The 25,404-nt window shown below is 66.2% G+C and carries 21 protein-coding genes and 1 pseudogene; 17 read left to right on the plus strand and 5 right to left on the minus strand.

Features of this window, described 5'->3' with window-relative positions; translation table 11 throughout:
- The first annotated feature begins 15 nt into the window (after positions 1 to 15).
- Positions 16 to 867 carry a pseudouridine synthase gene (locus AC1PLA_RS05395; protein WP_481105722.1) on the plus strand — a complete coding sequence of 284 codons (852 nt, stop codon included), beginning with the start codon at positions 16 to 18 and terminating at the stop codon, positions 865 to 867.
- On the opposite strand, the gene AC1PLA_RS05400 is transcribed toward AC1PLA_RS05395, so the two are convergent.
- Together AC1PLA_RS05400 and kbl are read right to left on the minus strand one after the other, a co-directional pair.
- Positions 821 to 1,210 (minus strand): hypothetical protein, encoded by a 390-nt coding sequence (locus AC1PLA_RS05400; protein WP_047128227.1) that lies wholly within the window; start codon positions 1,208 to 1,210, stop codon positions 821 to 823. The two genes, AC1PLA_RS05395 and AC1PLA_RS05400, sit on opposite strands and share 47 nt — an antisense overlap.
- Positions 1,210 to 2,418, minus strand: coding sequence for a glycine C-acetyltransferase (gene kbl / locus AC1PLA_RS05405; protein ID WP_481105723.1), 1,209 nt, complete (start codon positions 2,416 to 2,418; stop codon positions 1,210 to 1,212). The genes AC1PLA_RS05400 and kbl overlap by 1 nt, the downstream gene beginning before the upstream one ends.
- 89 nt (positions 2,419 to 2,507) lie before the next feature.
- On the opposite strand from kbl, the gene AC1PLA_RS05410 reads away from it, so the two are divergent.
- The 5 genes from AC1PLA_RS05410 (at position 2,508) to AC1PLA_RS05430 (ending at position 7,478) form a co-directional block, all read left to right on the plus strand.
- Positions 2,508 to 3,608, plus strand: coding sequence for a sulfate ABC transporter substrate-binding protein (locus AC1PLA_RS05410; RefSeq protein ID WP_481105724.1), 1,101 nt, complete (start codon positions 2,508 to 2,510; stop codon positions 3,606 to 3,608).
- A 3-nt stretch (positions 3,609 to 3,611) separates the two neighbouring features.
- Positions 3,612 to 4,472 (plus strand): sulfate ABC transporter permease subunit CysT, encoded by an 861-nt coding sequence (cysT, locus tag AC1PLA_RS05415; protein ID WP_046345821.1) that lies wholly within the window; start codon positions 3,612 to 3,614, stop codon positions 4,470 to 4,472.
- Positions 4,469 to 5,422, plus strand: a complete 954-nt coding sequence (gene cysW, locus AC1PLA_RS05420) for a sulfate ABC transporter permease subunit CysW (protein WP_481105725.1) — start codon at positions 4,469 to 4,471, stop codon at positions 5,420 to 5,422. The genes cysT and cysW overlap by 4 nt, the downstream gene beginning before the upstream one ends.
- Positions 5,423 to 5,429: 7 nt before the next feature.
- On the plus strand, positions 5,430 to 6,461 hold the full coding sequence (locus tag AC1PLA_RS05425; protein WP_349779252.1) for a sulfate/molybdate ABC transporter ATP-binding protein: 1,032 nt from the start codon (positions 5,430 to 5,432) through the stop codon (positions 6,459 to 6,461).
- A 300-nt stretch (positions 6,462 to 6,761) separates the two neighbouring features.
- The gene (locus AC1PLA_RS05430) at positions 6,762 to 7,478 is read left to right on the plus strand and encodes a TorF family putative porin (RefSeq protein ID WP_481105726.1); all 717 of its coding nucleotides are present in this window, start codon (positions 6,762 to 6,764) and stop codon (positions 7,476 to 7,478) included.
- Between the two features lie 625 nt (positions 7,479 to 8,103).
- On the opposite strand, the gene tdh is transcribed toward AC1PLA_RS05430, so the two are convergent.
- Both tdh and AC1PLA_RS05440 read right to left on the minus strand, forming a co-directional pair.
- Complete coding sequence (tdh, locus tag AC1PLA_RS05435; protein WP_016902219.1) at positions 8,104 to 9,138, minus strand: L-threonine 3-dehydrogenase; 1,035 nt, start codon at positions 9,136 to 9,138, stop codon at positions 8,104 to 8,106.
- Between the two features lie 565 nt (positions 9,139 to 9,703).
- A complete protein-coding gene (locus AC1PLA_RS05440; protein WP_481105727.1) occupies positions 9,704 to 12,049 on the minus strand; it encodes a TonB-dependent receptor in 2,346 nt (781 codons plus the stop codon).
- Positions 12,050 to 12,243: 194 nt separating this feature from the next.
- Between AC1PLA_RS05440 and AC1PLA_RS05445 the strand changes: the two genes are divergently transcribed.
- The 11 genes and pseudogenes from AC1PLA_RS05445 to AC1PLA_RS05495 all read left to right on the plus strand — a co-directional run bounded on the left by AC1PLA_RS05445 (position 12,244) and on the right by AC1PLA_RS05495 (position 24,260).
- Positions 12,244 to 14,325, plus strand: coding sequence for a phosphocholine-specific phospholipase C (locus AC1PLA_RS05445; RefSeq protein ID WP_481105728.1), 2,082 nt, complete (start codon positions 12,244 to 12,246; stop codon positions 14,323 to 14,325).
- A gap of 11 nt (positions 14,326 to 14,336) precedes the next feature.
- Positions 14,337 to 14,523 (plus strand): annotated as a pseudogene (locus AC1PLA_RS05450) (S46 family peptidase); the annotation flags it as partial.
- Between the two features lie 97 nt (positions 14,524 to 14,620).
- Positions 14,621 to 15,265, plus strand: a complete 645-nt coding sequence (locus AC1PLA_RS05455) for a histidine phosphatase family protein (protein ID WP_016902223.1) — start codon at positions 14,621 to 14,623, stop codon at positions 15,263 to 15,265.
- A gap of 53 nt (positions 15,266 to 15,318) precedes the next feature.
- Positions 15,319 to 15,864: a hypothetical protein gene (locus AC1PLA_RS05460; RefSeq protein ID WP_481106163.1), complete on the plus strand. Its 546-nt coding sequence runs from the start codon at positions 15,319 to 15,321 to the stop codon at positions 15,862 to 15,864.
- A gap of 150 nt (positions 15,865 to 16,014) precedes the next feature.
- A complete protein-coding gene (folC, locus tag AC1PLA_RS05465; protein ID WP_481105729.1) occupies positions 16,015 to 17,307 on the plus strand; it encodes a bifunctional tetrahydrofolate synthase/dihydrofolate synthase in 1,293 nt (430 codons plus the stop codon).
- 59 nt (positions 17,308 to 17,366) lie between these two features.
- Positions 17,367 to 18,434 carry an SPOR domain-containing protein gene (locus AC1PLA_RS05470; protein WP_184353440.1) on the plus strand — a complete coding sequence of 356 codons (1,068 nt, stop codon included), beginning with the start codon at positions 17,367 to 17,369 and terminating at the stop codon, positions 18,432 to 18,434.
- A 224-nt stretch (positions 18,435 to 18,658) separates the two neighbouring features.
- Complete coding sequence (locus tag AC1PLA_RS05475; protein WP_016902227.1) at positions 18,659 to 19,405, plus strand: CvpA family protein; 747 nt, start codon at positions 18,659 to 18,661, stop codon at positions 19,403 to 19,405.
- Between the two features lie 30 nt (positions 19,406 to 19,435).
- The gene (gene purF / locus AC1PLA_RS05480) at positions 19,436 to 20,902 is read left to right on the plus strand and encodes an amidophosphoribosyltransferase (RefSeq protein WP_016902228.1); all 1,467 of its coding nucleotides are present in this window, start codon (positions 19,436 to 19,438) and stop codon (positions 20,900 to 20,902) included.
- A 265-nt stretch (positions 20,903 to 21,167) separates the two neighbouring features.
- Complete coding sequence (locus AC1PLA_RS05485; RefSeq protein ID WP_481105730.1) at positions 21,168 to 21,971, plus strand: ferritin-like domain-containing protein; 804 nt, start codon at positions 21,168 to 21,170, stop codon at positions 21,969 to 21,971.
- 480 nt (positions 21,972 to 22,451) lie between these two features.
- Positions 22,452 to 23,705, plus strand: a complete 1,254-nt coding sequence (locus tag AC1PLA_RS05490) for a zinc-dependent metalloprotease (RefSeq protein ID WP_039523844.1) — start codon at positions 22,452 to 22,454, stop codon at positions 23,703 to 23,705.
- A 135-nt stretch (positions 23,706 to 23,840) separates the two neighbouring features.
- The gene (locus AC1PLA_RS05495; RefSeq protein WP_065047629.1) at positions 23,841 to 24,260 is read left to right on the plus strand and encodes a hypothetical protein; all 420 of its coding nucleotides are present in this window, start codon (positions 23,841 to 23,843) and stop codon (positions 24,258 to 24,260) included.
- Positions 24,261 to 24,520: 260 nt separating this feature from the next.
- On the opposite strand, the gene lpxH is transcribed toward AC1PLA_RS05495, so the two are convergent.
- The gene (gene lpxH, locus AC1PLA_RS05500; protein ID WP_039530457.1) at positions 24,521 to 25,264 is read right to left on the minus strand and encodes a UDP-2,3-diacylglucosamine diphosphatase; all 744 of its coding nucleotides are present in this window, start codon (positions 25,262 to 25,264) and stop codon (positions 24,521 to 24,523) included.
- Positions 25,265 to 25,404: the final 140 nt, after the last annotated feature.

The following is a 25,404-nucleotide window of genomic DNA, read 5'->3' on the forward strand; positions in this document are numbered from 1 at the left end:
CGCGGTCGGGACGGCATGACCCGGCGGCCTGCGCCGGCGACGTCCCGGCAGCGCACGCGTGGTCCGGCGGGCGCATCGCGCGCCTCCGGTACGACCACGGCGACCAGCGCGCCACGCCACGGGCTGGCGCGCGTGCTGTCCAAACTGGGCGTGTGTTCGCGTACCGAAGCGGCGCGCTGGATCGCCGACGGGCGGGTCAGCGTGGCCGCGCGCGTAATACGCGATCCCGAATATCCGATCCGCGCCGATCAGCACTCCACCATCCGTGTCGATGGACAGCCATTGGCCGGCCCGGCGCGGTGCTACCTGATGCTCAACAAGCCGCGCGGCGTGGTCACCACTGCACGCGACGAGCAGGGCAGGGACACGGTGTATCGCTGCTTCGATGGCGCCGGATTGCCATGGATCGCCCCGGTCGGGCGCTTGGACAAGGCCAGCGAAGGCCTGCTGCTCTTCAGCAACGATCCGCAATGGGCAGCAACGGTGACCGACCCGATGACCGGGCCGGACAAGACCTATCACGTGCAGATCGATTGCCGCCCGAGCGCTGCGCAACTGGCGCAACTGCAGGCCGGCGTGGTCGATCCTGATCCGGATGGCGAGGGCGTGCTGCTGCGCGCCAAGCGGGTCGGCGTGCTGCGCGAAGGCGAGCGCAATGCGTGGCTGGAGATCGTGCTGGACGAGGGCCGCAATCGGCAGATTCGCCGCTTGTTGGCCGCGGTGGAGATCGGCGTGCTGCGGTTGGTGCGGGTGGCGATCGGCTCGCTGGCGATGGGCGAGCTGGGCAAGGGGGCGTGGCGGATGCTCAGTCCAGCGGAAGTCAGCGCGCTGACGGCGGCTCCCGCCAGCGCGCCAGACGCGCGCTGAGCAAGGCGCTCACCACCTCGACGGCGCGGGCGTCGCCGGCACCGTTGGCATCGTGGCGACGGCCTTTGGCGTGATTGCAGCCGGCGCAGGCCAGGGCGAGATTGCGCGCTGCATTGGCATCGTCGCCGACCAGCGTACACAGGGCCGCCGCCGCGCGACGGCCGAACCAGGCCTGCGGGACCACGTGTTCCAGCGTGGTGTGCCCGAGCGGTTCGCCATCGGCACGCAGTTGCAGGCGCCGACGGCAATGCAGGCAGCGGGTTTCCCAGTTGCCATCCAACAGCTGCGCCTGGGTATCGGTCTGCGCCGCCAGCAGCAGCCGTTGGCGCAGCACCGAGCGCATCAGTGCTGGATGACGTCCAGTTCGCGCCCAATCTTGATGAACGCGTCGATCGCCTGATCCAGCTGTTCGCGGGTGTGCGCGGCGCTGATCTGGGTGCGGATACGCGCCTGGCCCTTGGGCACCACCGGGAAGAAGAAGCCGATCGCGTAGATGCCTTCTTCCAGCAGCCGCTCGGCGAATTTCTGCGCCAGCGGCGCGTCGTAGAGCATCACCGGGCTGATCGGGTGCACGCCGGGCTTGAGGTCGAAGCCGGCGGCGGTCATGCGCTCGCGGAAGTAGCGGGTGTTGTCGACCAGCTGCGTGCGCAGCTCGCCGGCGGCTTCCAGCATCTCGAAGGCCTTGATGCCGGCGGCCACCACATGCGGCGGCAGCGAGTTGGAAAACAGGTATGGGCGCGAGCGCTGGCGCAGCAGTTCGATGACTTCGCGCTTGGCGGTGGTGAAGCCGCCCAGTGCGCCGCCCATCGCCTTGCCCAGCGTGCCGGTGATGATGTCGATCCGGTCCAGCACGCCCTTGACCTCGGCCGAGCCGCGGCCGCTGGCGCCGAGAAAGCCGGTGGCATGGCATTCGTCGATATGCACCAGCGCGTTGTATTTGCGGGCGAGGGCGGCGATCTCGTCCAGCGGGGCGATGAAGCCATCCATCGAGAACACGCCGTCGCTGGTGATCAGCTTGGTCTTGCAGCCGGCGGCATCGGCGGCCTGCAGCTGCGCTTCCAGATCGGCCATGTCGCAGTTGGCGTAGCGGAAGCGCTTGGCCTTGCACAGGCGCACGCCGTCGATGATGGAGGCGTGGTTGAGCGCGTCGGAAATGATCGCGTCCGCTTCGCCGAGCAGCGGTTCGAACAGGCCGCCGTTGGCATCGAAACAGGCGGCGTAGAGGATGGTGTCCTCGGTGCCGAAGAAATCGGCGATGGTGCGCTCGAGCTGCTTGTGCAGGTCCTGGGTGCCACAGATGAAGCGCACCGAGGCCATGCCGAAGCCGTGCGTATCCAGCGCGTCCTTGGCGGCCTGGATGATGTCCGGGTGGTCGGCCAGGCCCAGATAGTTGTTGGCGCAGAAGTTGAGCACGCTGCGGCCATCGGCCAGGGTGATCCGCGCCGACTGCGGGCCGGTGATGATGCGCTCGGACTTGAACAGGCCCTGGGACTGGATGGTTTCCAGTTCGGCGGCGTAATGGGCGGTCAGCGCAGCGGGAGCGTTGGTCATGGCGGTCGCAGTGGCAAGAGACGCATGATTTTAACGATCACGGTGGCATACCACTACGTCATGCAAAATCGGCATAAGGTGCGGCCTTGATGTCATTTCACCGCCTGCGTGCCGCTGCGCAGCATGGCATGCTTGCTGTTCAGCTGCGCCCCAACGGTTTGGAGATTGCTGTGACCCACCCCCGCTTCCGTCTTGTATCGACCGTGTTGTGCAGCCTGCTGGTCCTGGCCGGCCCGGCAGGCGCGCGCGATATCGGCCTGCTCAATGTCAGTTACGACCCCACCCGCGAGTTCTATCGCGATTACAACAACGCCTTCGCCGCGAACTGGAAGCAGCAGCATCCGCAGGACACCGTCACGGTAGAGACCTCGCATGGCGGCTCCGGCAAACAGGCACGTGCGGTGATCGACGGCATCGAAGCCGACGTGGTCACGCTGGCGCTGGCCTACGACGTCGATGCGATCGCCGAAAAGGCCAAGCTGATCGACAGCGACTGGGAAAAGCGCCTGCCCGACAACAGCGCGCCGTACACCTCGACCATCGTGTTCCTGGTGCGCAAGGGCAACCCGAAGAACATCCACGATTGGCCGGACCTGCTGCGCTCCGGCGTGGCGGTGGTGACGCCCAACCCCAAGACCTCTGGTGGCGCGCGCTGGAATTATCTGGCCGCCTGGGCCTACGCCGACCATATCTTCAAGGGCGACCGCGAGCGCATTTTGCGCTACATGCAGGCGCTGTTCCGCAACGTGCCGGTGCTGGATACCGGTGCGCGCGGCGCCACCACCACGTTCGTGCAGCGTGGTATCGGCGATGTGCTGCTGGCCTGGGAAAACGAGGCGCTGCTGGCGCGCGAAGAATTGGGCAAGGACAAGTTCGAGATCGTGGTGCCCAAGCTGTCGATCCTGGCCGAGCCGTCGGTGGCGCTGGTCGACAAGAACGTCGACAAGCACGGCACCCGCGAGGTGGCCGAGGCCTATCTGCGTTACCTGTATGCGCCGGAAGGGCAGAAGCTGGCGGCCAAGCATTTCTATCGGCCGCGCCATCCGGAATTTGCCGACCCTGCCGATTTGGCGCGGTTCCCGGACATCAAGCTGGTAACCATCCAGGACGCGTTCGGGTCGTGGGACAAGGCGCAGCAGGAACACTTCGCCGACGGTGGCGTGTTCGATCAGATCCAGGCAAAAAAGTAGGCGATGCCGATGTCGGTTGCACCCCACCCAGCGCCGTCACCGCGCCGACGCGTGATGCCGGGGCTGGGCTTGAGTCTTGGAATCACGCTGACCTGGCTGGGATTGATTGTGCTGATCCCGCTGCTGGGCATCTTCATCAAAACCAGCGGGTTGGGCTGGGACGGCCTGTGGCGGGTATGGAGCGAGCCGCGCGTGCTGTCGGCGCTGCGGGTGAGCTTCGGCACCGCGTTCGCGGCCGGCGCTTTCAATGCGGTGATGGGCACCTGGGTGGCGTGGGTGTTCGTGCGCTACAACTTTCCGGGCAAGCGCCTGTTCGATGCGGTGATCGACCTGCCGTTCGCATTGCCGACCGCAGTGGCCGGCATCGCGCTGACCGCGTTGTACGGCGGCAACGGCTGGGTCGGGCGCTGGCTGGAGGCGATCGGCATCAAGGTGGCCTACACCCAGCTTGGCATCGTGCTGGCGCTGGTGTTCGTCGGGTTGCCGTTCGTGGTGCGGGTGGTGCAGCCGGTGCTGGCCGAGAGCGAGCGCGAGCTGGAAGCGGCCGCGGCCACGCTGGGCGCATCGCGCTGGCAGACGGTGTGGCGGGTGGTGCTGCCTGGGCTCTGGCCGGCAGTCCTGACCGGGTTTGCGCTGGCCTTCGCGCGTGGTGTGGGTGAGTACGGCTCGGTGATCTTCATCGCCGGCAACCTGCCCAATTCGACCGAGATCGCGCCGCTGCTGATCACCATCCGGCTGGAGGAATTCGACTATGCCGGCGCCACCGCGATTGCCGCGGCGATGCTGCTGCTGTCGTTCGTGATCCTGCTGGTGGTCAATACGCTGCAGGCACGCCTGCTGCGCTATCAACGGAGGACTGCATGAACGATGCTGTTTCGCCGCTGCCTGCCATGTTGCACACCCGCCAGATGAACGAACAGGCCCGCCGCATCACCGACTCGGCCACCAACGAGCCGCGTTGGGTGCAGTGGTTGATGATTGCGGGGGCGCTGCTGTTCCTGCTGGCGTTCCTGCTGCTGCCGCTGGTGCTGGTGTTTGCCGAGGCGCTGCGCGGCGGCTGGGAGACCTTTCTGCGCGCGATCGTCGACCCGGATGCATTGTCGGCGATCAAGCTGACCCTGATCGTCACTGCCATCGTGCTGCCGCTGAACCTGGTGTTCGGCGTGGCGGCGGCGTGGGCGGTCAGTAAGCACCAATTCGCCGGCAAGCGCTTGTTGATCAGCCTGATCGACCTGCCGTTCTCGGTGTCGCCAGTGGTGGCGGGCCTGATCTTCGTGCTGATCTTCGGCCGCAGCGGCTGGGCATGGCCATTGATCGACGAAGGCTGGCGGCTGCAGTTGCCGTTTTTTGGCGAGTTGCTGATCCAGTTGCCGCGCATCGTGTTTGCGTTGCCCGGCATCGTGCTGGCAACGACCTTCGTCACTTTCCCGTTTATCGCGCGCGAGTTGATGCCGCTGATGGAACAGCAGGGCAGTGATGAAGAACTGGCCGCATTGAGCCTGGGTGCGAACGGCTGGCAGATGTTCTGGCGGGTGACCCTGCCGAACATCCGCTGGGGCCTGATGTACGGCGTATTGCTGTGCGCGGCGCGTGCGATGGGCGAGTTTGGCGCGGTGTCGGTGGTGTCCGGGCATATCCGCGGGCGCACCAATACGCTGCCCCTGCATGTGGAAATTCTTTACAACGAATACGCCTACAGCGCCGCGTTTGCGTGTGCCTCGTTGCTGGCATTGACCGCGCTGCTGACGCTGGCGCTGAAGACGCACTTGGAATGGCGGCACGGCGATTCGCTCGCCGCCAACCACCGACATTGAGGTGAACATGGGCATCCGCATCCACCGCCTGCGCAAGCAGTTCGATACGTTCACCGCGCTGGACGACATTACCCTGGACGTGCGTCAGGGAGAGTTGCTGGCCTTGCTGGGCCCGTCCGGTTCGGGCAAGACCACCTTGCTGCGGATCATGGCCGGGCTGGAGCATGCCGATGGCGGGCAGGTGCTGTTCGGCGACGAAGACGCCACCCGCATGAGCGTGCAGTCGCGCCGGGTCGGCTTCGTGTTCCAGCACTACGCGCTGTTCAAGCATATGGACGTGTTCGAGAACATTGCCTTCGGCCTGCGGGTGCGGCGCGGCAACGAGCGCTGGGCCGAAGCGCGTATCCGCGCACGCGTGGAGGAGTTGCTGGCGCTGGTGCAGTTGCAGGGTCTGGAGGAGCGCTATCCCACCCAGCTGTCCGGTGGCCAGCGGCAGCGTGTGGCCTTGGCGCGTGCGTTGGCGATCGAGCCGCGCGTACTGCTGCTGGACGAGCCGTTCGGTGCGCTGGATGCGCAGGTGCGCCGCGATCTGCGCCGCTGGCTGCGCGAGCTGCACGAACGGACCGGCCTGACCACGGTGTTCGTCACCCACGATCAGGAAGAAGCGCTGGAGTTGGCCGACCGGGTGGCGATCCTCAACCGTGGCCGCATCGAGCAGCTCGACACGCCGGCGATGATCTACGACAAGCCGGCCTCGCCGTTCGTGTACTCCTTCGTGGGAGCGGTGAACCGCATCCCCGGCGTGCTGGCGCAAGGCCAGATCCAGGTTGCCGGGCATGCCTTGCCGGCAGCCAATGCCGCGCTGGCGGCCGGCCCGGTAGAGGTCTACGTGCGGCCGGAAGATCTGGTGCCGGACGATGCCGGCTGGCCGGCTACGGTGGCCTGGTCGCAGCGTAGCGGGGCACGTCTGCGTTTGCGCGCAACGCTGGAGCCGGCAGGCAACGAGGTGGAAGTGGAGCTGCCAGCATCGGCGGGCAGCTTTCAGCCCGGGCAGCAGCTGCGGCTGGCCGCGCGGCATTACGGGGTGTTTCCGGTCTGATTTGGGCTGACTGGCGCCAGCCGGGAATGGTGAATCGGGAATAGGGAATTGGAATTAGCGGTCGGCAGCGCTGCGCATTGCTGTTGCGAATCTCTAATCCCCAATCTCCACTCCCGGCCATCAAGATTCCGCGTGGGCGGTCGATGAGACAGAACGCTGACCAGCGTCATCTGCGCTCGAGCGTGTGCGCTGGGTCAAGCGAGCGCGACTTGTATGTTGCGCTGCAATGACAGTTGGACTAATAAGTCATGGCAGGCCCGCCTTGCGCAATCCGACCGCCCATCGTTCCAGGAGATGTCCATGAAGCCGTCCTCGCTCGCGTGTTGTCTGTCGTTGCTGTTGCTCGGTGTGGTGCCGTTGGCACAGGCGCAGGACGAAGAAGCCGCCGCTTCTCCCTTCAGCGGCACTTTTGCGGTGACCAGTGACTATCTGTTCCGCGGTATTTCGCAGACCAATGAAGAGCCCGCCTTCCAGGCTGGACTCACCTACAAGACGCCGTTCGGTCTGTACATCGGCACCTGGACGTCCAATGTCGACTACGGTGCCGGCGATCCGGATTGGGAAGTGGATGGCTTTGTCGGCTACAACACCGATCTGGGCACCAATTTCAATTTCGATGTGATGGTCAATCGCTACCAGTATTTGGGAGCGGGCGCTTCCAATTACGCCGAGTTGATCACCAAGACCACGTTCCTGAAAGCCTATAGCCTCACCGTTGCCTACACCAACGATCTCTACGGCACCAAGACCGATGGCTACTACTACGCGCTGGATGCCAACTGGTCGCTGCCCTACGACTTCACCTTCGGGGCGCATGCGGGGCACAGCGTCTATACCTCGTCGCTGAGTCAGGTGGATCACGACTACAACGACTTCGGCGTGAATGTCGGCAAGGCCTTCGGTCCGCTGGGCTTGAGCGTGGGCTATTACGACACCAGCGAGGCGGCGGAATTCGGCTTTGGTCGGCAGAATTCGCAGAACCATCTGGTGGCGACTGCCACGGTCACCTGGCCGTGATGCCGTGATGGCAATCGCTTGAACGGCGGCTCTAACGACTCGGCCGTGCAGTGGTAGTGGTGCGGCGGCGGCAAGAGTTGATGCCTGGGTTCTTCAGTGCCTGAAGTTGAACGACACCGAGGCTCAAATCCCGTTTGTTTTGTCTTTGCGTGATGCATCGTGTGGATAGATCACCTACGGAGCGGCTGATCTGCTGCGTGGCTGCAGGGCCCTTGCCCGCCTACCGTCGCGGGACACGCCGCAAGTACGTCCTTGTAGGCTCTTACGCGGCATCCATGCCGCGTAAGGTCCCGCGACGGTAGGCGGGCAAGGACCAGTCGAGATGGTCGGTGCGTGGTTGCAAGCAGGCCATCTCGTGCATCGTCCGGATCACCTTGCATCCGACAATTTTCCCGTAGCGCGCTGAGCAACGGGCGGACTTCCAACAAGCAATCTATGGACCTCTCAGCGTCTCAACGTCTAGCAACAAGCGTGTTTTTTACCTGACCACCGACCAACTTTTGGGTGCATTGAGGCCGCCGCGCCCTCGACCCACTAAGCTTTGCCTGCTGCGTTGCCTGCGCTCTGAAAACGGACATGCAAAAGGCGCCTCGCGGCGCCTTTTGCGTTGAAACGTATCGGCCGATCAGTTCCAGCTCAACACGACCTTGCCGGCCTTGCCTTCTTCCATCAGGTCGAAGCCCTTCTGGAAGTCGTCGATCGGCAATTGATGGGTCAGTACCTTGTGCAGCGGGAAACCCGACAGCACCAGTTGCGTCATCTTGTACCAGGTCTCGTACATCTTGCGGCCGTAGATGCCCTGCACGGTGAGGCCCTTGAAGATGATCTTGTCCCAGTCGCAACCGGCGCCGCGCGGCATGATGCCGAGCATGGCGATCTTGCCGCCGTGGTACATGCAGTCGAGCATGTCGTTGAAAGCGCGCGGGTTGCCACTCATTTCCAGGCCCACGTCGAAGCCTTCCATGTGCAGGTCGGCCATGACGTCCTTGAGCGAGGTCTTGGACACGTTGACCACGCGCGTGGCGCCCATGTCGGCCGCCAGCTTGAGGCGGAAGTCGTTGACGTCGGTGACCACCACGTTGCGCGCACCGATGTGCTTGCAGATGCCGGCGGCAATGATGCCGATCGGGCCGGCGCCGGTGATCAGCACGTCCTCGCCGATCACGTCGAACTCCAGCGCACAGTGCGCAGCATTGCCGTAAGGGTCGAAGAACGCGGCCAGCTCCGAGGGAATCTGGTCGGGGATCGGCCACAGGTTGCTGGCTGGCATCACCATGTACTCGGCAAAGGCGCCGTTGACGTTGACGCCGATGCCGACCGTGTTGGGGCACAGGTGCGGGCGGCCGCCACGGCAGTTGCGGCAGTGGCCGCAGACGATGTGGCCTTCGGCCGACACGCGCTGGCCGACCTGGTAGCCGGTCACGGCTGAACCGAGCTCGGCCACGCGGCCGACGAACTCATGGCCAATGGTCAGGCCGGGCTTGATTGTGCGCTGGCTCCACTCGTCCCATAGGTAGATATGCAGGTCGGTGCCGCAGATCGCGGTCTTTTCCAGCTTGATCAGCACCTCGTTGGGGCCGGGGCTGGGAATGGCGACCTGTTCCAGCCAGATGCCCTTGTTTGCTTCGCGCTTGACCAGCGCCTTCATCGTCTGCGCCATCTGGCGGGACCTGCTGAGTGAAAGTAAGACGGCGATTATATGCGGCGCGAGGTCGGGGCCATGCGGCGGTGCGGGAATTGCAGTGTTGGCCGCCCCGGATCATGGCGGGTTAGGGCCGGTGCCGCCCGTCTCCCATCGCAGAAGGTGGCGCGCAGCGCCGGATGGGGTACCCGAGAGATTTACCAGTACATGCAATGACAAACGCGTCGCCACGCGCCTTCAGAAGTGACGCGCCGGGTGCTTCGCAGCGTACCCTCACTCCAACCCCTCTGTCGGAGGGAGAGGGGCTTTGATCTTGCTTCTCCCGTCGGGACATTGGCCTCTTTACCAGGCGAAGGTGACGCAAAGCGCCGGATGAGCGGCGCCTCAGCAATATGTCACCGCCTGCGATGGCAGGCGCGTCGCCACGCGTCGCCAGGGTGAATCATTGGCGCTACCCTCACCCTAGAAGTCCCTGCTCCGCGCCTCAGCCCGCACATGCGGGCCGGGCGCTCCCAGCCACGCGCGCCGATCGCGCGCAAGCCATGCCTTCTAGACCGAAGGAGAGGGCTACAGCGGCGGCGACTCAGAACTTCACATCCAGACTCATGAAGTACTGCCGCGGTGCGCCGACCACCATGGTCTGGTTGTAGCCATCCGGATCGGAGGCGACATAGCCGTTGGTGCCGGTGCTGGCGAAATAGCGCTTGTCGGTGAGGTTGGTGATGTTGAGCGCCAGCGCCACATCGGCCACCCCGCCCACGCGACCGAAGTCGTAGCGCGCGCCGGCATTGAACAGCCAGTACGAAGGCACCTGCGAATCGTTGAGGAAGGTGATGTAGCGCTTGTCGACGTACTTGCCGTCCAGATCCAGGCGCAGGTTGCCGAGCTGGTAGCTTGCGCTGGAGGAGAACATCAACGCGGGGATACCGACCACGTCCTTGCCGGAGGTGGCGACCACGCCGTTGTTGAGGTAATCGTCCTGGTAGCGCGAGCGGTTCCACGACAGCGAGTTCAACCAGCTCAGGCCCTCCACCGGGCGCCACATCAAGGCCAGGTCGGCACCCGCGCTATGCACGGCGCCGACGTTGCTCAGGATTGCCGCGCAGGTCTGCACGGCGGTACACGGCGAGGTGGTCAACAAGCGGTTGGAGAACTTGGTGAAATAGGCGTCGGCCGACAGCTGGAACTGCGCATCCTGCACGCGGTAACCCACCTGCACGGTCTGCGATTCTTCCGGTTCCAGCGTGGAGCGGCTGCGGTCGAACGCCGCCTGCGAGGTGCCGAACGGAGTGAAGCCGAACGCGGCGATGTTCTTGCTGTAGGAGGCGTACAGGTCCTGGCGCTCGTCCAGCTTGTAGTTCACGCCGACCTGCGGCAGGAAGTTGTCTTCGGCACGGATGCGGCCCTGTGCCAGTGCGGTGGTCGGCACCAGCGATTGCGCGCGCGTGGTGGTGCTGAGCGCCTTTGCGCCGTAGTTGAGGGTCAGCCGATCGTCGAGCAGGCGCACGGTGTCCTGCAGGTACAACATGCGGGTCTGGGTGGTGTAGCGCTGCAGGAAATCGCGACGGAACGGGGTCTGCACTTCGTACACGTTGTACAGCGAGGTATAGCCCTCGTTGCCGAGCGCGAAGTAGTTGCGCTGCTGCGTGGTACGTGCGTTTTCCGCCCACAGGCCCACTTCCAGATCGTGGTTGCCCCACGACCATTTCAAGGCGCTGGTGCCGCCGAAACGATCCAGGCCGTAGTCGGTGGTGCGCATCGACAGCGGCACCTGCGCAGAGGTGCGTACATACGGTGTCACCCACTGACCTTCGCCACGATTGCCGTGGTAGTAGCCGGTGGCATCCAGGGTGGCGCCACCGAACACGAACGTGCCCGACAGCCCGGCCAGGTTGTCGCGGCGCAGGCCGCCGCCGGCGTAGTAGCTGGCATCGAGCCAGCTGTAATCGTCGGGCAGCCCGGCCAGCGATTGCGGATAGCCGTTGGCCACGCCGCTGGTGGCGCCGGTGTTCTGATACGCACGCGCCATCTGCACGGCGGTGGCCCAGTCCGGCTGCAGGTAGTCGTAGTCCCAGCCCAGTGCGCGCTGGCTGGTCAACGACAGGTCCATGTAGTCGTATTCCTTGCGCCGCGAGGTATCCACGAACAGGCTCAGACGGTTGCCGTCGCCCCACTGGTAGACGGTCTTGAGGTTGGCCTGCTCGGACTGCTGGTCGCCGAAGCCCTTCCATTTGTCCGTGCTGGCATTGGCATAGGACAGGTATGCCGACAAGCCGTTGCGATCGCCGGTGTCGCCGCGCACGAAGGTGCGGCGCGTGGCATCGCTGCCGACCGTCTGCACCAGGCGCAGGCCGGGCGTGCTCTGCGGGTCGGCCGAGTAGAACTGCATGGTGCCGCCAAGGTTGGTGTTGGACGCAGTGCCCAGCGCACCGGCGCCTTGCGCGATTTCCACCGAGCCGAGGTTTTCCGAAATGATGGCGCGGGTGATGTGCAGGCCGTTGGTGACGCCGTAGCTCATGTTGCCGAGCGGAATGCCATCGAGCGTGTAACCCAGCCGGCTCTGATCGAAGCCGTGCAGGGTGACCTGCGTGGACCACTCGTAGGTGCCGAACGGATCGGCCGACTGGAACTGCACGCCCGGCAGCTTTTCCACTGCCTTGAAGGCGCTGCTGCCCGGTGTCAGCTGCTCGATGTCCTGCCGGCTGATGCGCTGGACCTGGCGGGTGCTGCCTTGCGACACCACGTTGATCGCGTCCAGCTGGGTGGCGTTGGTGGCGGCATCGGCCACGCTGGCCGGGGCATCGGCTACCGGCGCATCTGCAACGGCAACCGGATCGGCCGCCGGTGTGGCAGCAGAGGCGATGGCGGGGAGCAGCGCGGCCAGGGCAAGCGCCAGCGGAGTGACATGAAAACGGCGAGCGGAAGTCATGGGGGAATCCTGTTCGAGCACGGCTGAGGGCAACGCGCGGTGCAGGACCGGCGTTTCGCGACGCAGGGTGTCAACGACGTATGAAACATTGATGACGGTGGCTGTCGCAAAACTGTCGTGCTTGCCCGCTATACGTGTCGTACCCGGCCGCACTGCGCGGCGATGTACATGTATTTCTTGCAGGTCCAGTAGCCATGACGTCCTCCCCCTCGCGACGCGATTTCCTCAAGCGCGTCGCCGCACTGACCGCCGCCGGCGCCTTGCCGTCCTCGATCGGCCGCGCACTCGCGCTGCCGGCCAACTCGCGCACCGGCACGCTGCGCGACATCGAACACGTGGTGATCCTGATGCAGGAAAACCGCTCCTTTGATCATTACTTCGGTGCGCTGCGCGGCGTGCGCGGCTTCGGCGATCCGCGCCCGTTGCAGCTGCGCGACGGTCACCCGGTATGGAGCCAGCCGGCCGCCGATGGTCGTCGCCTGCTGCCGTTTGCTTTCGATTCGCAAAGCACCTGCGCGCCGTTGATCAAGAGCCTGGATCACTCGTGGAAAGCCGGCCACGGGCAGGACCCGGCGCGCTGGGCCGAGTACGATGCCTGGGTGCCGTACAAGGGTGAATTGACGATGGGATATTTCCAGCGTCACGACATCCCGTACTACCACGCACTGGCCGATGCGTTCACCATTTGCGATGGCTATTTCTGTTCGCTGCACGGGCCGACCAATCCCAATCGCATGTATCTGTTCACCGGCACCAGCGGCCCAAGCGTGGGCAACCTCGGCGCGCAGGCGGTGACCAATGCCGACGACGGCAACTGGACCGCCGACATGGCGCGCGACAAGCCTGGTTATGCGGCGATGGACTGGACCACCTATGCGCAGCGCCTGCAGGCCGCAGGTGTGGACTGGCGCGTATACCAGGAGTACGACAACTTCGGCTGCAACTCGCTGGCGTATTTTTCGCACTACCGCGATCTGCACCCGAGCGACGAACGCTATCGACGTGCACGTGCCTGCGTGCCCGGGTCCACTGCAGACAATGCCGCCACCACGCAGGCCGATCATCTGATCGCCGCAATCGCCGCCGACGTGCAGGCCGATCGCTTGCCGCAGGTGTCCTGGATCGTGCCGCCCACCGCGTACTGCGAGCATCCGGAAGCGCCGCCGGCCTATGGCGAATCGCTGGTGGCGCGCCTGATCGACGCGCTCACCGCCAACCCGCAGGTGTGGGCGAAGACCGCGTTGATCATCAACTACGACGAGAACGACGGCTTCTTCGATCACGTTCCCGCAGCGCTGCCGGCTTTGGATGCGCGCATGGGGCGCAGCAATGTCGATACGCGCGGGGAGGTCTACGAGGGCGTGCCGATGGGGCTGGGCATCCGCGTGCCGATGCTGGTGATCTCGCCCTGGACGCGCGGTGGCTGGGTCAATTCGCAGGTGTTCGATCACACCTCGGTGCTGCGCTTGCTGGAACGCCGCTTCGGTGTGGCCGAACCCAACATCAGCCCGTGGCGTCGCGCGGTCAGTGGCGATCTGACCAGCGTGTTCGATTTCCGCAAGCCGGACGATTCGGCACTGCGCGCATTGCCGTCGGTCGACGACTACCGCGCGCGCACCGCCGCGGTGCGCAACAAGCCGCTACCGGTGCCGCCGGCCCAGGCCAGCATGCCGCGGCAGGAGCCGGGACAACGTCCGGCGCGCGCGCTGCCGTATGCCTTGCAGGTGCATGCGCGCGAGCAGGGCGACAGCGGCGTGCAACTGCAGTTCGTCAACAGTGGCGCTGCGGCGGCCGCGTTCAACGTCTACACCAGCGCTGCAAGCGGCGGCCCGTGGTACTACACCGTGTTGCCCGGCACCCGGCTCGACGATGTACCGGTCGGCGCTGCGCACAACGGCGGCTATGCGCTGAGCGTGCATGGACCCAATGGCTTCCTGCGCGAATTCGCCGGCGACCTCGCTGCGGCCGGGACGCAATCGGCAGCGCCTTGGTTGGAGGCGCGGCAGGACGGCGAGGTGCTGGTGCTGGACATCGGCAATACCGGGCAGCAACCGTGCACGCTGCAACTGCGCGCGCTGGACTATGCAGACCCGACCGCGCGCTCGCTGCACCTGGCCGCAGGTCAGCGCCAGACCGTGCGTCTGGCGCTTGCTGCCAGTGATCACTGGTACGACGTGGTGCTGGAACAACCGGGCGCGGCATTCCGCCGCCGCCTGGCCGGGCATCTGGAAACCGGCAGGCCCAGCCGCAGCGATCCGGCATTCGGGCGCGCCTGAGCCGGCGCCGGGGCGCGCCGGTGATGGACGCGCAGGACAGGCGGGTTGGCCTGGCCTCGACGGCAACCGGGCGTTGGTGAGCCGCAACGGGATCTTCGATCCGGCGATGACCCGCACGATCGCCGTGGATAGCCGGTATTTGCGCTGGGTCATGCCGGAGTCGCCCCGGCATCGCAGCTGTTGCCGGAACTCGGCGTGTGCCGACGCGGGCGGCCGGCACCGCAGCGGGAGGGGTTATCATGCGCTCCCGTTTCGCTGCGGCGAGCCGGCCCCTTCCCCAAGGAATCTCTCGCGCATGCGCATCCTGCTTGCCCGTCACGGCGAGACGCCGTGGAACGCCGAAGGCCGTTACCAGGGCCAGATCGATATCCCGCTGTCGCCGGTCGGCGAAGGCCAGGCCGCCGCCCTCGGCGCGCGTCTGCAATCGTTGGAGATCACCCGCGCGGTGGCATCGCCGCTGTCGCGTGCGCAGGCCACCGCCAGGCTGGCGCTGGGCAGCAACCGCGAAAGCCTGCTGCAGACCGATGCAGACCTGCAGGAAATCGCCCACGGCGAATGGGAAGGCCTGCTGGCCAGCGAGATCAACGACAAGGATCCGGCACGTCTGCGCGCCTGGCGCGACGAGCCCGATACTGTGCTGATGCCCGGCGGCGAGTCCCTGCGGCAGGTGCTGGACCGCAGCTGGCGCGGCCTGGCGCGCGCGGCCGAAGGCCTGGGCGCGGCCGATACTTTGCTGGTGGTCGCGCACGATGCGGTCAACCGCGTGATCCTGTGCAAGATCCTGGGCCTGCCGCTGTCCCGGCTGTGGACCTTCCGCCAGGCGCCGACCACGCTCAACCTGCTCGAAGGCGAGGACGTGGATCACCTGGAAGTGGTGCGGCTCAACGACTGCGCGCACCACACGCCGTTTTTTGGTGAAGCCAAGCATCGGGCGCTGTAAGACAACGCCCGGCACGGACGCTGGATGAGACCGTGGCCTGTGATATCGGCACAATTGCCAGGTGGCCCAGGGCGCTTCGCTACGCTGTTTTTGGCAGCGTGTCCGGCCTGTTGGCGCTGGGAGCGTTCTCCGACTTCATTCCCGCGCCTTTCCTGTCCGGTCGGGCCTGGATAGCGCAGATGGTGCTGCTGGGAAGCGGTCTGACGGTATCGATCGTCGCGCCGGCCTATCGCATCGGCGGGTGGAAGGCGGTCGTTGGCAAGCAGCTTTTCAACACCGTGCTGGCGCTCTGCCTGGCGCCGCCGCTCTTGGGATTGCTGTGCTGGCTGGTGCTGACCAGAGGTGGGCCCTTGATCTACACCCGCATCGCCGGCGTCGATTTCGAAGAAACGCATGTCATGCAGACCGCCGCCATGCCCGGGGCGCGAGCGTGCAAATACCGGTTGAGTGGCGGGCCGCTCGCGCATCGTTTTCCGGGCCATCTGTGCATCGACGAAGCGCAGTATCGGCGTCATCCCGAGCAGCGCGTCTCGGTGCTGTTGCGCGGTCAACGCTCCGTGTTGGGCATGCGCATTGCGTCCATTTCCGATGTCCCTTGACTGCGGACGACAGCGCTCCTCCAGTTGCTGGCTGAGGCGCGCGCACCCTGTCGGCCCATGCGACAGCACGCGATCTGCCGGCATGCCTGGTGATGTGCCTGGCACGCCGGCAAACGGCGATAATGCGGTTCTTCTCGCGCAGCCCTGACCGTGAACGCAACCGACTCCCTCTCCGACTGGCTCGCCTACATCGAGCAACAGCATCCGCAGAACATCGCCATGGGCCTTGAGCGCGTGCGCGAGGTCGCTGCGCGGTTGCAGATTGAAGCGCCAGCCAGGCATGTCATTGTCGTAGGCGGCACCAATGGCAAGGGCTCCACCGTGGCCTTTATCGAGGCGATCGCGCAGGCCGCCGGCTGGAAGGTGGGCAGCTACACCTCGCCGCATCTGCTGCGCTACAACGAGCGCGTGCGCATCGACGGCAACGAGGCCGGCGACGCGCAACTGGTGGACGCCTTTGCCGCCGTCGAAGCGGCGCGTGGCCAGACCGCGCTGACGTATTTCGAATACGGCACGCTGGCGGCGCTGTGGCTGCTGCAGCGCTCCGGGCTGGACCTGGCGGTGCTGGAAATCGGCCTGGGCGGGCGCCTGGACGCGGTCAACATCATTGATTCGGATGTGGCGGTGATCACCACCGTGGATATCGACCACACCGATTGGCTGGGCGAAGACCGCGAGGCGATCGGAACCGAGAAGGCCGGCATCATCCGCGCCTGGAAGCCGGTGGTGCTGGGCGAAATCGACCCGCCGTCGAGCGTGTTGCGGCGGGCCTACCAGCTGGGCGCCAATGCGATCCGCGCCGGCAGCGATTATTTCTTCGAGCCGATCGAGGCGCAGCACCCGGACGCGCCGCGGTGGCGCTGGCGCGATGTCGCGGTGACCCTGGAGCTGCCGATGCCGGCCTTGCAGGCGCCGGTACAACTGGCCAACGCCGCCGCGGCGATCGCCGCGTTGCAGGCCTTGCCGGTGGAACTGCCCGATGCCGCCTGGGCGCAGGGCATTGCCAATGCACGGGTGGCCGGGCGCCTGCAGCGCAGCGACATCGATGGCGTGCAGGTGCTGCTGGATGTCGGCCACAACCCGCAGGCTGCGCGCGCGCTGGCCGATGCACTGGGAGCGCAGGCGCACACCGGCAGCACCCATGCGATCTACGCCGCATTGGCGGACAAGGATGTGCTGGGCGTGGTGGAGGCGGTGGCCGCGCAGGTCGACCATTGGGCTCTGGCGGGGCTGGACGGTGCGCGGGGGCAGTCGGCGCAGGCCTTGCAGGCCCGGCTGCAGGGCAGTGCCGCAGCGCAGGCGGCCTGCCATGGCGATGTGGCGGGCGCACTGCGCGCGGTGCTGGCGCAGGCCTCACCGGGCGATCGGGTGCTGGTGTTCGGCTCGTTTCATACCGTTGCCGACGCCCTAAACGCACTTCGTTCAGTCCACCCGGGTCGGTAGCCCGGCTGCGGCCTTATAATCGCCGCGGCACCCCGCCACGCCGCCTCTCGTCTCATTACGTGGATACTGCTCTGAAACAGCGACTGATTGGCGCCATCGTTCTGGTGGCGCTTGCCGTGATCTTCCTGCCGATGCTGGTCAAGGGCCCTGCGCCGTCGAGCGGCGTGGCCGATGTGCCGCTGGAGGCGCCTGCCGCACCGGCCAATGGCGAGTTCGAAACCCGCGAATTGCCGCTGGTCACCCCGGGCGATGCGCCGGCCGGTGGCGCGCTGGGCATGCGCGCCACCGCCTCGGCGCCGGCTGCGGTGCAGGACAACCCGGACGCGGCCGATCTGGCCAACCCGTCCAGCGCGCCGTCGGCGCCTGAGGTGGCGGCCGGCAACTACGCGGTCAACTTCGGCGCCTATGCCACCAGCGCCGATGCCGACGCGGTGCTGGCGCGGCTCAAGCAGGCGCAGCTGCCCGGCTTCAGCGAAAAGACCCAGATCAACGGCCGCCCGGCCTGGCGCGTGCGCGTGGGGCCGTATGTCGACCAGGCGCAGGCCGAATCGGCGCGCCTGCAGGCAGTGAAGGTGCGCAGCGACGTCAACGCCCAGGTGGTGACGCTGGATGCCAATTCCGCCGCGCCGGCGCCTGCAGCCAGCACACCGACGCCGGCGCCGGCCGCAAAGCCGAGCAGCAGCGTGGCCGCCGCCAGCACCGCCGCACCGACCAAGACCGAAAGCCTGCAGCCGGAGCCCGCCAAGCCGGTGGCCGCCGCGCCCAAGCCGGCCGAAGCGCCCAAGCCCGCTCCGGCCAAGCCGGAGGTGGCGAAAACGGAGCCGGCCAAGCCCGAGCCGACCAAGCCGGTTGTCGCGGCGCCTGCCGCGCCGGCAGCCCCTGCGGCCAGTTCGGTCGGATTTGCGGTGCAGTTGGGCGCCTTCGGGCGCGCCGAAGACGCCGACGCCTTGCGCGACCGCGTGCGCGCCGCCGGTTTCAGTGCCTTCGTCGAACAGGTGCGTACCGACAAGGGCGCACTCAACCGCGTGCGAGTCGGCCCGGTGGCCAACCGTGGCGATGCCGAACAGTTGCGTGCGCAGGTGGCGGCCAAGGTCGGCATTTCCGGCATGGTGCGTCCGCATCCGTAAACCATTGCGCCTCCATCGGGCGGGCGCGGTGCATGGCGGAGATCGGCATGCCGGTTGGTTCGCTACGTGCAGTGCGGCTCGTCCGCAGCCCGCCTGATCGCCGCTTGCGTGGTATCGCCAGCGGCGAGCGGATTTCCTGATCGCCTCACACCCATGGAGGGGAGCGCAATGAACACCGAGCCAGGTTGGACCAGCGGCGCACGCGCCGCGCGGAGAAGTGGGCAATGATCGACATGGTGCTGGGCGTCATCATCCTGGTGTCGGCCCTGTTGGGCCTGCTGCGCGGATTTGTCGCGATCGTGGTCGGCACGCTGTCGTGGTTGCTGGCCGGCTGGGCGACGTTCCAGTTCGGCGGGCCGGCCGCGCGCTGGATCGCCGACGGCAAGCATCCGTCGGCCACCGAATCGTTCGGCGGCTACGCGATGGTGTTCGTCGGCGTGCTGATCACCGTGGCGGTGATCGGCATGGTGATCCGCGCCGGCGTGGATGCGGTGCGCCTGGGCGGGATGGACCGCATGCTCGGGTTCGGCCTGGGTCTGGTGCGCGGCGGTTTCCTCGCCAGCGTGCTGGTGCTACTGATGAGCTTCACGCCGCTGCCGCGCGAGCCGTCCTGGCGCCAGTCGATGCTGATGCCGATGCTGTCGCCGGGCGCGAGCTGGATGCGGGCGCAACTGCCGGCCTGGCGGATGCCGTCGATGGACATGCCATCAATGGAACTCGGCAACTTGCCAACGGAGTTGGGGAAGTTGCCCTCGGCAGGCGATAATACGGATCTGGGCAAGGCGCTGTCCGGGTCCGGTCTGAGCGACACCATCACGCGTGCGCTCGGGCAACCCGGTAAAGCCGCCAGCGACGGACGCGATCCGGCGCAGGCGATGCCGGCCAATATCGATCCGGCGCAGGTTCGCGGCGGAGAAAGCGACCCGGCTCGGGTCGAGTCCCAAGGCCAGGCACGGCCCCCTTCACAGTAACGGCGCAAGCCGTAGCGGAGAACGCGCACCATGTGTGGCATCGTCGGTATTGTCGGCAACCAGAACGTCGCCGGGCAGCTCTATGACGGCCTGACCGTCCTGCAGCATCGTGGGCAGGACGCCGCAGGCATCGCCACCGCAGACGGCACGCGCCTGCGTGTGCAAAAGGCCAACGGGCTGGTACGCGACGTCTTCGACGAAAAGAAGATGGCGGTGCTGGAAGGCCGGGTCGGCATCGCGCATTGCCGCTACCCGACCGCAGGCTCGGAAGGCATGGACGAGGCGCAGCCGTTCTACGTCAACTCGCCCTACGGCATCGCGCTGGCGCACAACGGCAACCTGATCAACACCGAGGCCTTGCGCCAGCAGGTGTTCGAAGCCGACCGCCGCAACATCAACACCGATTCGGACAGCGAAGTGCTGCTGAACGTGTTCGCCTACGAGCTGGACGCGCAGCGCATGCTCACGCCCGAGGCGGCGATCCGCGCGGTGGCCGGCGTACACCGCCGTTGCAAGGGCGGCTATGCGGTGGTCAGCGTGGTGCTGGGCCTGGGCCTGGTCGCCTTCCGCGACCCGCACGGCATCCGTCCGCTGGTGCTGGGCAAGCGCGAGCATGCCGAAGGCACCGAATACATCGTCTCCTCCGAATCGGCCGCGCTGGACATCCTCGGCTACCAGCGCGTGCGCGACGTGCGCCCCGGCGAGGCGATGGTGATCACCGCGCGCGGCGAGCTGTTTTCGGAAGTCTGCGCTGCGCCGACCGTCAACGCGCCGTGCATCTTCGAGTACGTGTACTTCGCGCGTCCCGATTCGATGATCGACAACATCTCGGTGCACAAGGCGCGCATGCGCATGGGCCTGAAGCTGGGCGAGAAGATCCTGCGGCTGCGCCCGGACCATGATATCGACACCATCATCCCGATCCCGGACACCTCGCGCGATGTGGCGCTGGAGATGTCCAACGTGCTCGGGGTGAAGTACCGCGAGGGCTTCGTCAAGAATCGCTACGTGGGCCGGACCTTCATCATGCCGGGGCAGGGCGAGCGGCAGAAATCGGTGCGGCGCAAGCTCAATCCGATCCACCTGGAGTTCCGCAACCGCGTGGTGCTGCTGGTCGACGATTCGATCGTGCGCGGTACTACCAGCCGGCAGATCGTGCAGATGGCGCGCGATGCCGGTGCGCGCAAGGTGTATCTGGCCTCGGCCGCGCCGCCGGTGCGTTACCCCAATATCTACGGCATCGACATGCCGGCGGCCGAAGAACTCATCGCGCATGGCCGCAGCGAGCTGGAAATCCAGGAATTCCTGGGCTGCGACTGGCTGATCTACCAGGATCTGGAAGACCTGGAGGTGGCCGTGCGCGAAGGCAACCCGGACATCCAGCAGTTCGATTCCTCGTGCTTCAACGGCGAGTACATCACCGGCATCGAGCCAGGCTATTTCGAACGCATCCAGCAATTGCGCTCGGACGATGCCAAGAAGCGTCGCCGCGCGTGAGGCTGTGCGGTAGCGCTGCAGCTCGGCGCTACCCAGACGTGGCCTAGAGCCGCTGTGCCACGCAGGAGTACCTGCGTGGTGATCGCGCGATTTGATTGCCGCCGATCGACAAGTCGGTGCGCCGCGCTGGTTCGATAGTGGTGCCAGCTGCTGGTTGTTCGCAGACCGCACCTGCGACGGCTGCGTGGGGGTCTCGATCGCCGCTGCAGATCGAAGCGCCAGTTGTCGATCTGGCGGCTACCGCAACGACGGAGTGATGGACACGATGGATCTTCTGCAAGCCGCACACGCCTGCCTGCAAGCGGCCGATCCGCTGCAGAAGGTTGCGTTGACGCAGCGACATGCGGCCGCGTTCCGTGCCGGCACGTTGCCGCTGCCACCGCCGCAGGCGGCGCCCCCGGAGCCGATCCGCATGCCTGGCCGACCTGCAAGGCCGGTGCTGGTGCATCCGCGCGAGGTGCCGCGGCGTGGGCTAGGCAACCCGGAAGGCCGCGCCGCCTTTATCCACGCCATCGCGCATATCGAGCTCAACGCCATCGACCTGGCCTGGGATGCGGTGTATCGCTTCCGTGGGTTGCCGGCGGCGTTCTATGCCGACTGGGTTGGCGTGGCTGACGACGAATCGCGCCACTTCATGCTGCTGCGCGCGCGATTGCAGGCGCACGACCACGACTACGGCGACTTCGCCGCGCACAACGGCCTGTGGGAAATGTGCGAGAAAACCGCACATGACGGCCTGGCACGCATGGCGCTGGTGCCGCGCGTGCTGGAAGCGCGCGGGCTGGATGTGACACCGGCGATGATCGTCAAGCTGCGCTCGCTCGGCGATACCGCCACTGCCGATGTGCTGGACACCATCCTGCGCGAAGAGGTGGCGCATGTGGCGGCCGGCTCGCGCTGGTACCGCTGGTATTGCGCGCAGGCCGGCATCGAGCCGCGCGCGCGCTTTAAGGCGCTGCTGCACAAGTACGCCGGTGGTTACCTGCATGGGCCGTTCAATCTGCAGGCGCGGCTGCTTGCCGGCTTCGATGAGGACGAACTGGCCGATCTGGTGGAGCAGGCCGGCTGAGCCGCCGGTGGTGAATGCGCGGGCGGGCTGCAGTGCGCGATCTGTTGATCGCCGCTTGCGGAGCAGATATCAAATTGGCTCGCACCGACGCCACGCTGGTTGATGTGCGCAGCCTTGCTCATGAAGTACCGAGCGCATTGCGCGGCAGAACGAACGCTCGGTGGCGGTGGCGTGCTGCGGTACTGCGCACTGGGGCGATGCGTACCGCATCCCTTCGTCATGACGTCGTGCCCCGCGCCGGCTACCGCCAAACGCGACAGGCCACCTGCGCGGTAACGCGCCTTCGATCGCCGGACTGTGCGCTGGGTCCTGCCGCGCAGCTGCCGGAATCGCATCCATTCAACGGCAGACATCACAAAACTGTAATTTTCTTTTGTAACAACTTGCAATCGGCACGGCCCGGCGCGCCTTAATGGCGTCCCGGGGGCAGGGGCCCGGTGTTTCACATCCGTTACTTCCATGTCTAAGGAGAGAGAGACGATGAAGTCGAAGTCGATGTGCACCACGGTGGGTCTGATCGCCATGTGTCTGGCCGGTTCGGCCGCTGCTGCCGGCAAGCCGCTGTATCAATCCGGCCCTGCGTTGAGCCGCAGCGCAAGCGCCACCGCCACTGCCGAACCCTCGTTGCAGCGCCTGCTCAGCGCACCGTCCACCGCCAACGCGCAGGTGGTCCAGCTCGACGCCGGTGCCGTCACCGCCTCGGAAAAGCTGCTGGAGCTGCAGCTGGACGGCCAGACCATCACCGCCACCCAGGCCAAGGTCGATGCGTTGGAAGGCGGCGATAGCGTGTGGTACGGCAATCTCGGCCCGCGCGCCGGTACCCGTGCCCGTACGCTGTCGGGTGTGGATCCGCTCAACTCGGCCATCCTGGTGCGCAGCGGCGATACCGTCACCGGCACCATCCGTTACGCCGGCAAGCTGTATCGGCTGCGCCCGCTCGCCGATGGCCGTCATGTGCTGGTGCAGGTGGAAGAAAGCCGCCTGCCGCAGGAACACCCGGCCGAATACAGCCTGCTGCCGAAGATCGACATGCCCAGCGACGGGCGCGTTACCGCGGCCGCCGCATCGTCGGGCAGCCCGGCGACCATCCGCGTGCTGGTGGTGGCCACCAATCAGGCGGTGACCGCCTACGGCGGCAACATGCAGTCGCTGGTGCAACTGGCAGTGGCCGAGGCCAACCAGGGCTACATCAACAGCAATGTCGGCATCACCTTGCAGCTGGCGCGTTACGAGACCACCAGCTACAGCGAAACCGGCAATTTCACTACCGACCTGCAGCGCTTCCGCGTGACCAACGACGGTTACATGGACAGCATCCACACCAGCCGCAACACCTACACCGCCGATGTGGGCGTGATCGTATTGAACAACAGCAGTTACTGCGGCCTGGCATCGGGCATCGGCTCAACCGCAGCGACCGCGTTTGCCTCGGTGTACTGGGATTGCGCCACCGGCTATTACAGCTTCGCGCATGAAATCGGCCATCTGCAGAGCGCCCGTCACGACGCCACCAACGACCCGAGCACCTCGCCATATGCGTACGGGCACGGTTATCGCTACGGCAACAGCTGGCGCACCATCATGGCCTACGACTGCAGCAGCAGCTGCCCGCGCCTGAACTACTGGTCCAACCCCAACATCAGCTACAACGGCGTCCCCATGGGCAACGCCAGCACCGCCGACAACCAGCGCGTGCTGGTCAACACCAAGGCCACCATCGCCGGCTTCCGCTGAGGACCAAGCCGATCCTTCCGTCGTCGGGCCCGGCACGCAGGTGCCGGGCCTTTGCCGCTACACGCAGGCGCAGCGATCGCGCAGACTAGAGGCACTGCCGGCAGCTGCCGGCGTGTCCTGCGGAGCGGAACACCCATGTCCAAGTCCCTGCGTTATGCGGCGCTGTGCCTGGTCGCGCTGGCAGTTGCCGGCTGCAAACAGCAACCTGCCGACCCGGCCCCTGCGCCACCCAAACCGGCGGTGTCCGCGCCGGCAGCCACGACCGGCAACGATGCCCGCGCCCGCGCGCTGGATGTGCTGGAAACCCGCCTGCAGAACGACCATTTCTATCCAGACAACTGCATCAGCATCGTCGACGAAGACGACGCTGAGCCCGCAGCGGATGCGTTCGACTTTGCAGTGCGCGAGCGGCATGGCAACGAGTGCCCCGGCGATCCGCAGACCAACCCGGTGCGCGATCGTTTCCGCGTGCAGGCCGATGGCACGGTGCTCTGGTACGACATAGTCAATGCCGACTTTGTCGACTACGCCGAGCATGCGCGCAGCCTGCAGTGATGCGTCTGGAGACTGCATGGACCGTGCGGTTACGTATCAGCAGGCTGGCGCGATCAGGCGTGCCGACAACGCGTCGACGCATCTATCTGCATTCCAGCACGGGTGAGCAGCACGCCGAGCGTGCGCAGGCCTGATCTCGAAACCACGGCGCTCACCTGCAGATGGCGCGGCCCGTGCCCATCGCGGTCTGTCGCTTGCAAACGGGTGCCGGGCGAGCGGCCTGCGTCGAGCTGGCCGCTCGTCACCTGCTGTCAGCCATGTCAAAGCGTCAGCTGCTCCAGCGACACGCCGTCGGCATCCACATGCAACACCGAGCCTTGTTCGTACCAGTCACCCAGCACGATGCGTGTGCAGGTCTGGCCGCCGGCCTGCAGGGTGTGGATTGCAGGGCGATGGGTGTGACCATGGATCAGGCGGTCCAGGCCATACCGCACGAAGGTGGCCTCCACTTCGGCCGGGGTGACATCGGTGACGGTCTCGAAGCGCGATTGGTCGCCCTGCTTGAGTTCTGCATGACGCGCCTGGCTGGCAGCGCGCGCCTGCTGCGCGAAGGCCACCCGCGCGGCCAGCGGCTGCGCCAGGAACTGCGCCTGAAAGACCGGATCGCGCGTCTGCGCACGGAACGCCTGGTATGCCGTGTCGTCGGTGCACAGCAGATCGCCATGCATCAGCAAGGTCGGGTGTCCGTACAAATCGACCACGGTGGGGTCGGGCAGGATGCGGAAGCCCGCACGTTGTGCGTACGCCTCGCCAACCAGGAAGTCGCGGTTGCCCGGCATGAAGAACACCGGCACGCCGCTATCGGCCACCGCATGCAGCGCCACAGCCACCGCATCGGCAGCGGTCGATGGCGTGTCATCGCCGATCCAGGCTTCGAACAGATCGCCGAGGATGTAGAGCGCGTCGCTACCGGGCACCTGCGTGCGCAGGAAGTCCAGAAACAGCTCGGTGATCGCCGGCCGGGCCGGATCCAGATGCAGGTCGGAAATGAACAGGGTCGTCATTGCGCCATTGTACGGCGGGAGCGCGGGACGGGAATCGGGAATCGGGAATCGGTGGAACGTTGCATCGCGGAGCGAGTGCCGGGTGAATGGCCGGCTGCGACAACGAGAGGATCACCGGCCTGGTCGGGCAGATGCTGCGA

The organism is Xanthomonas sp. NCPPB 1826 (genome assembly GCF_056725285.1).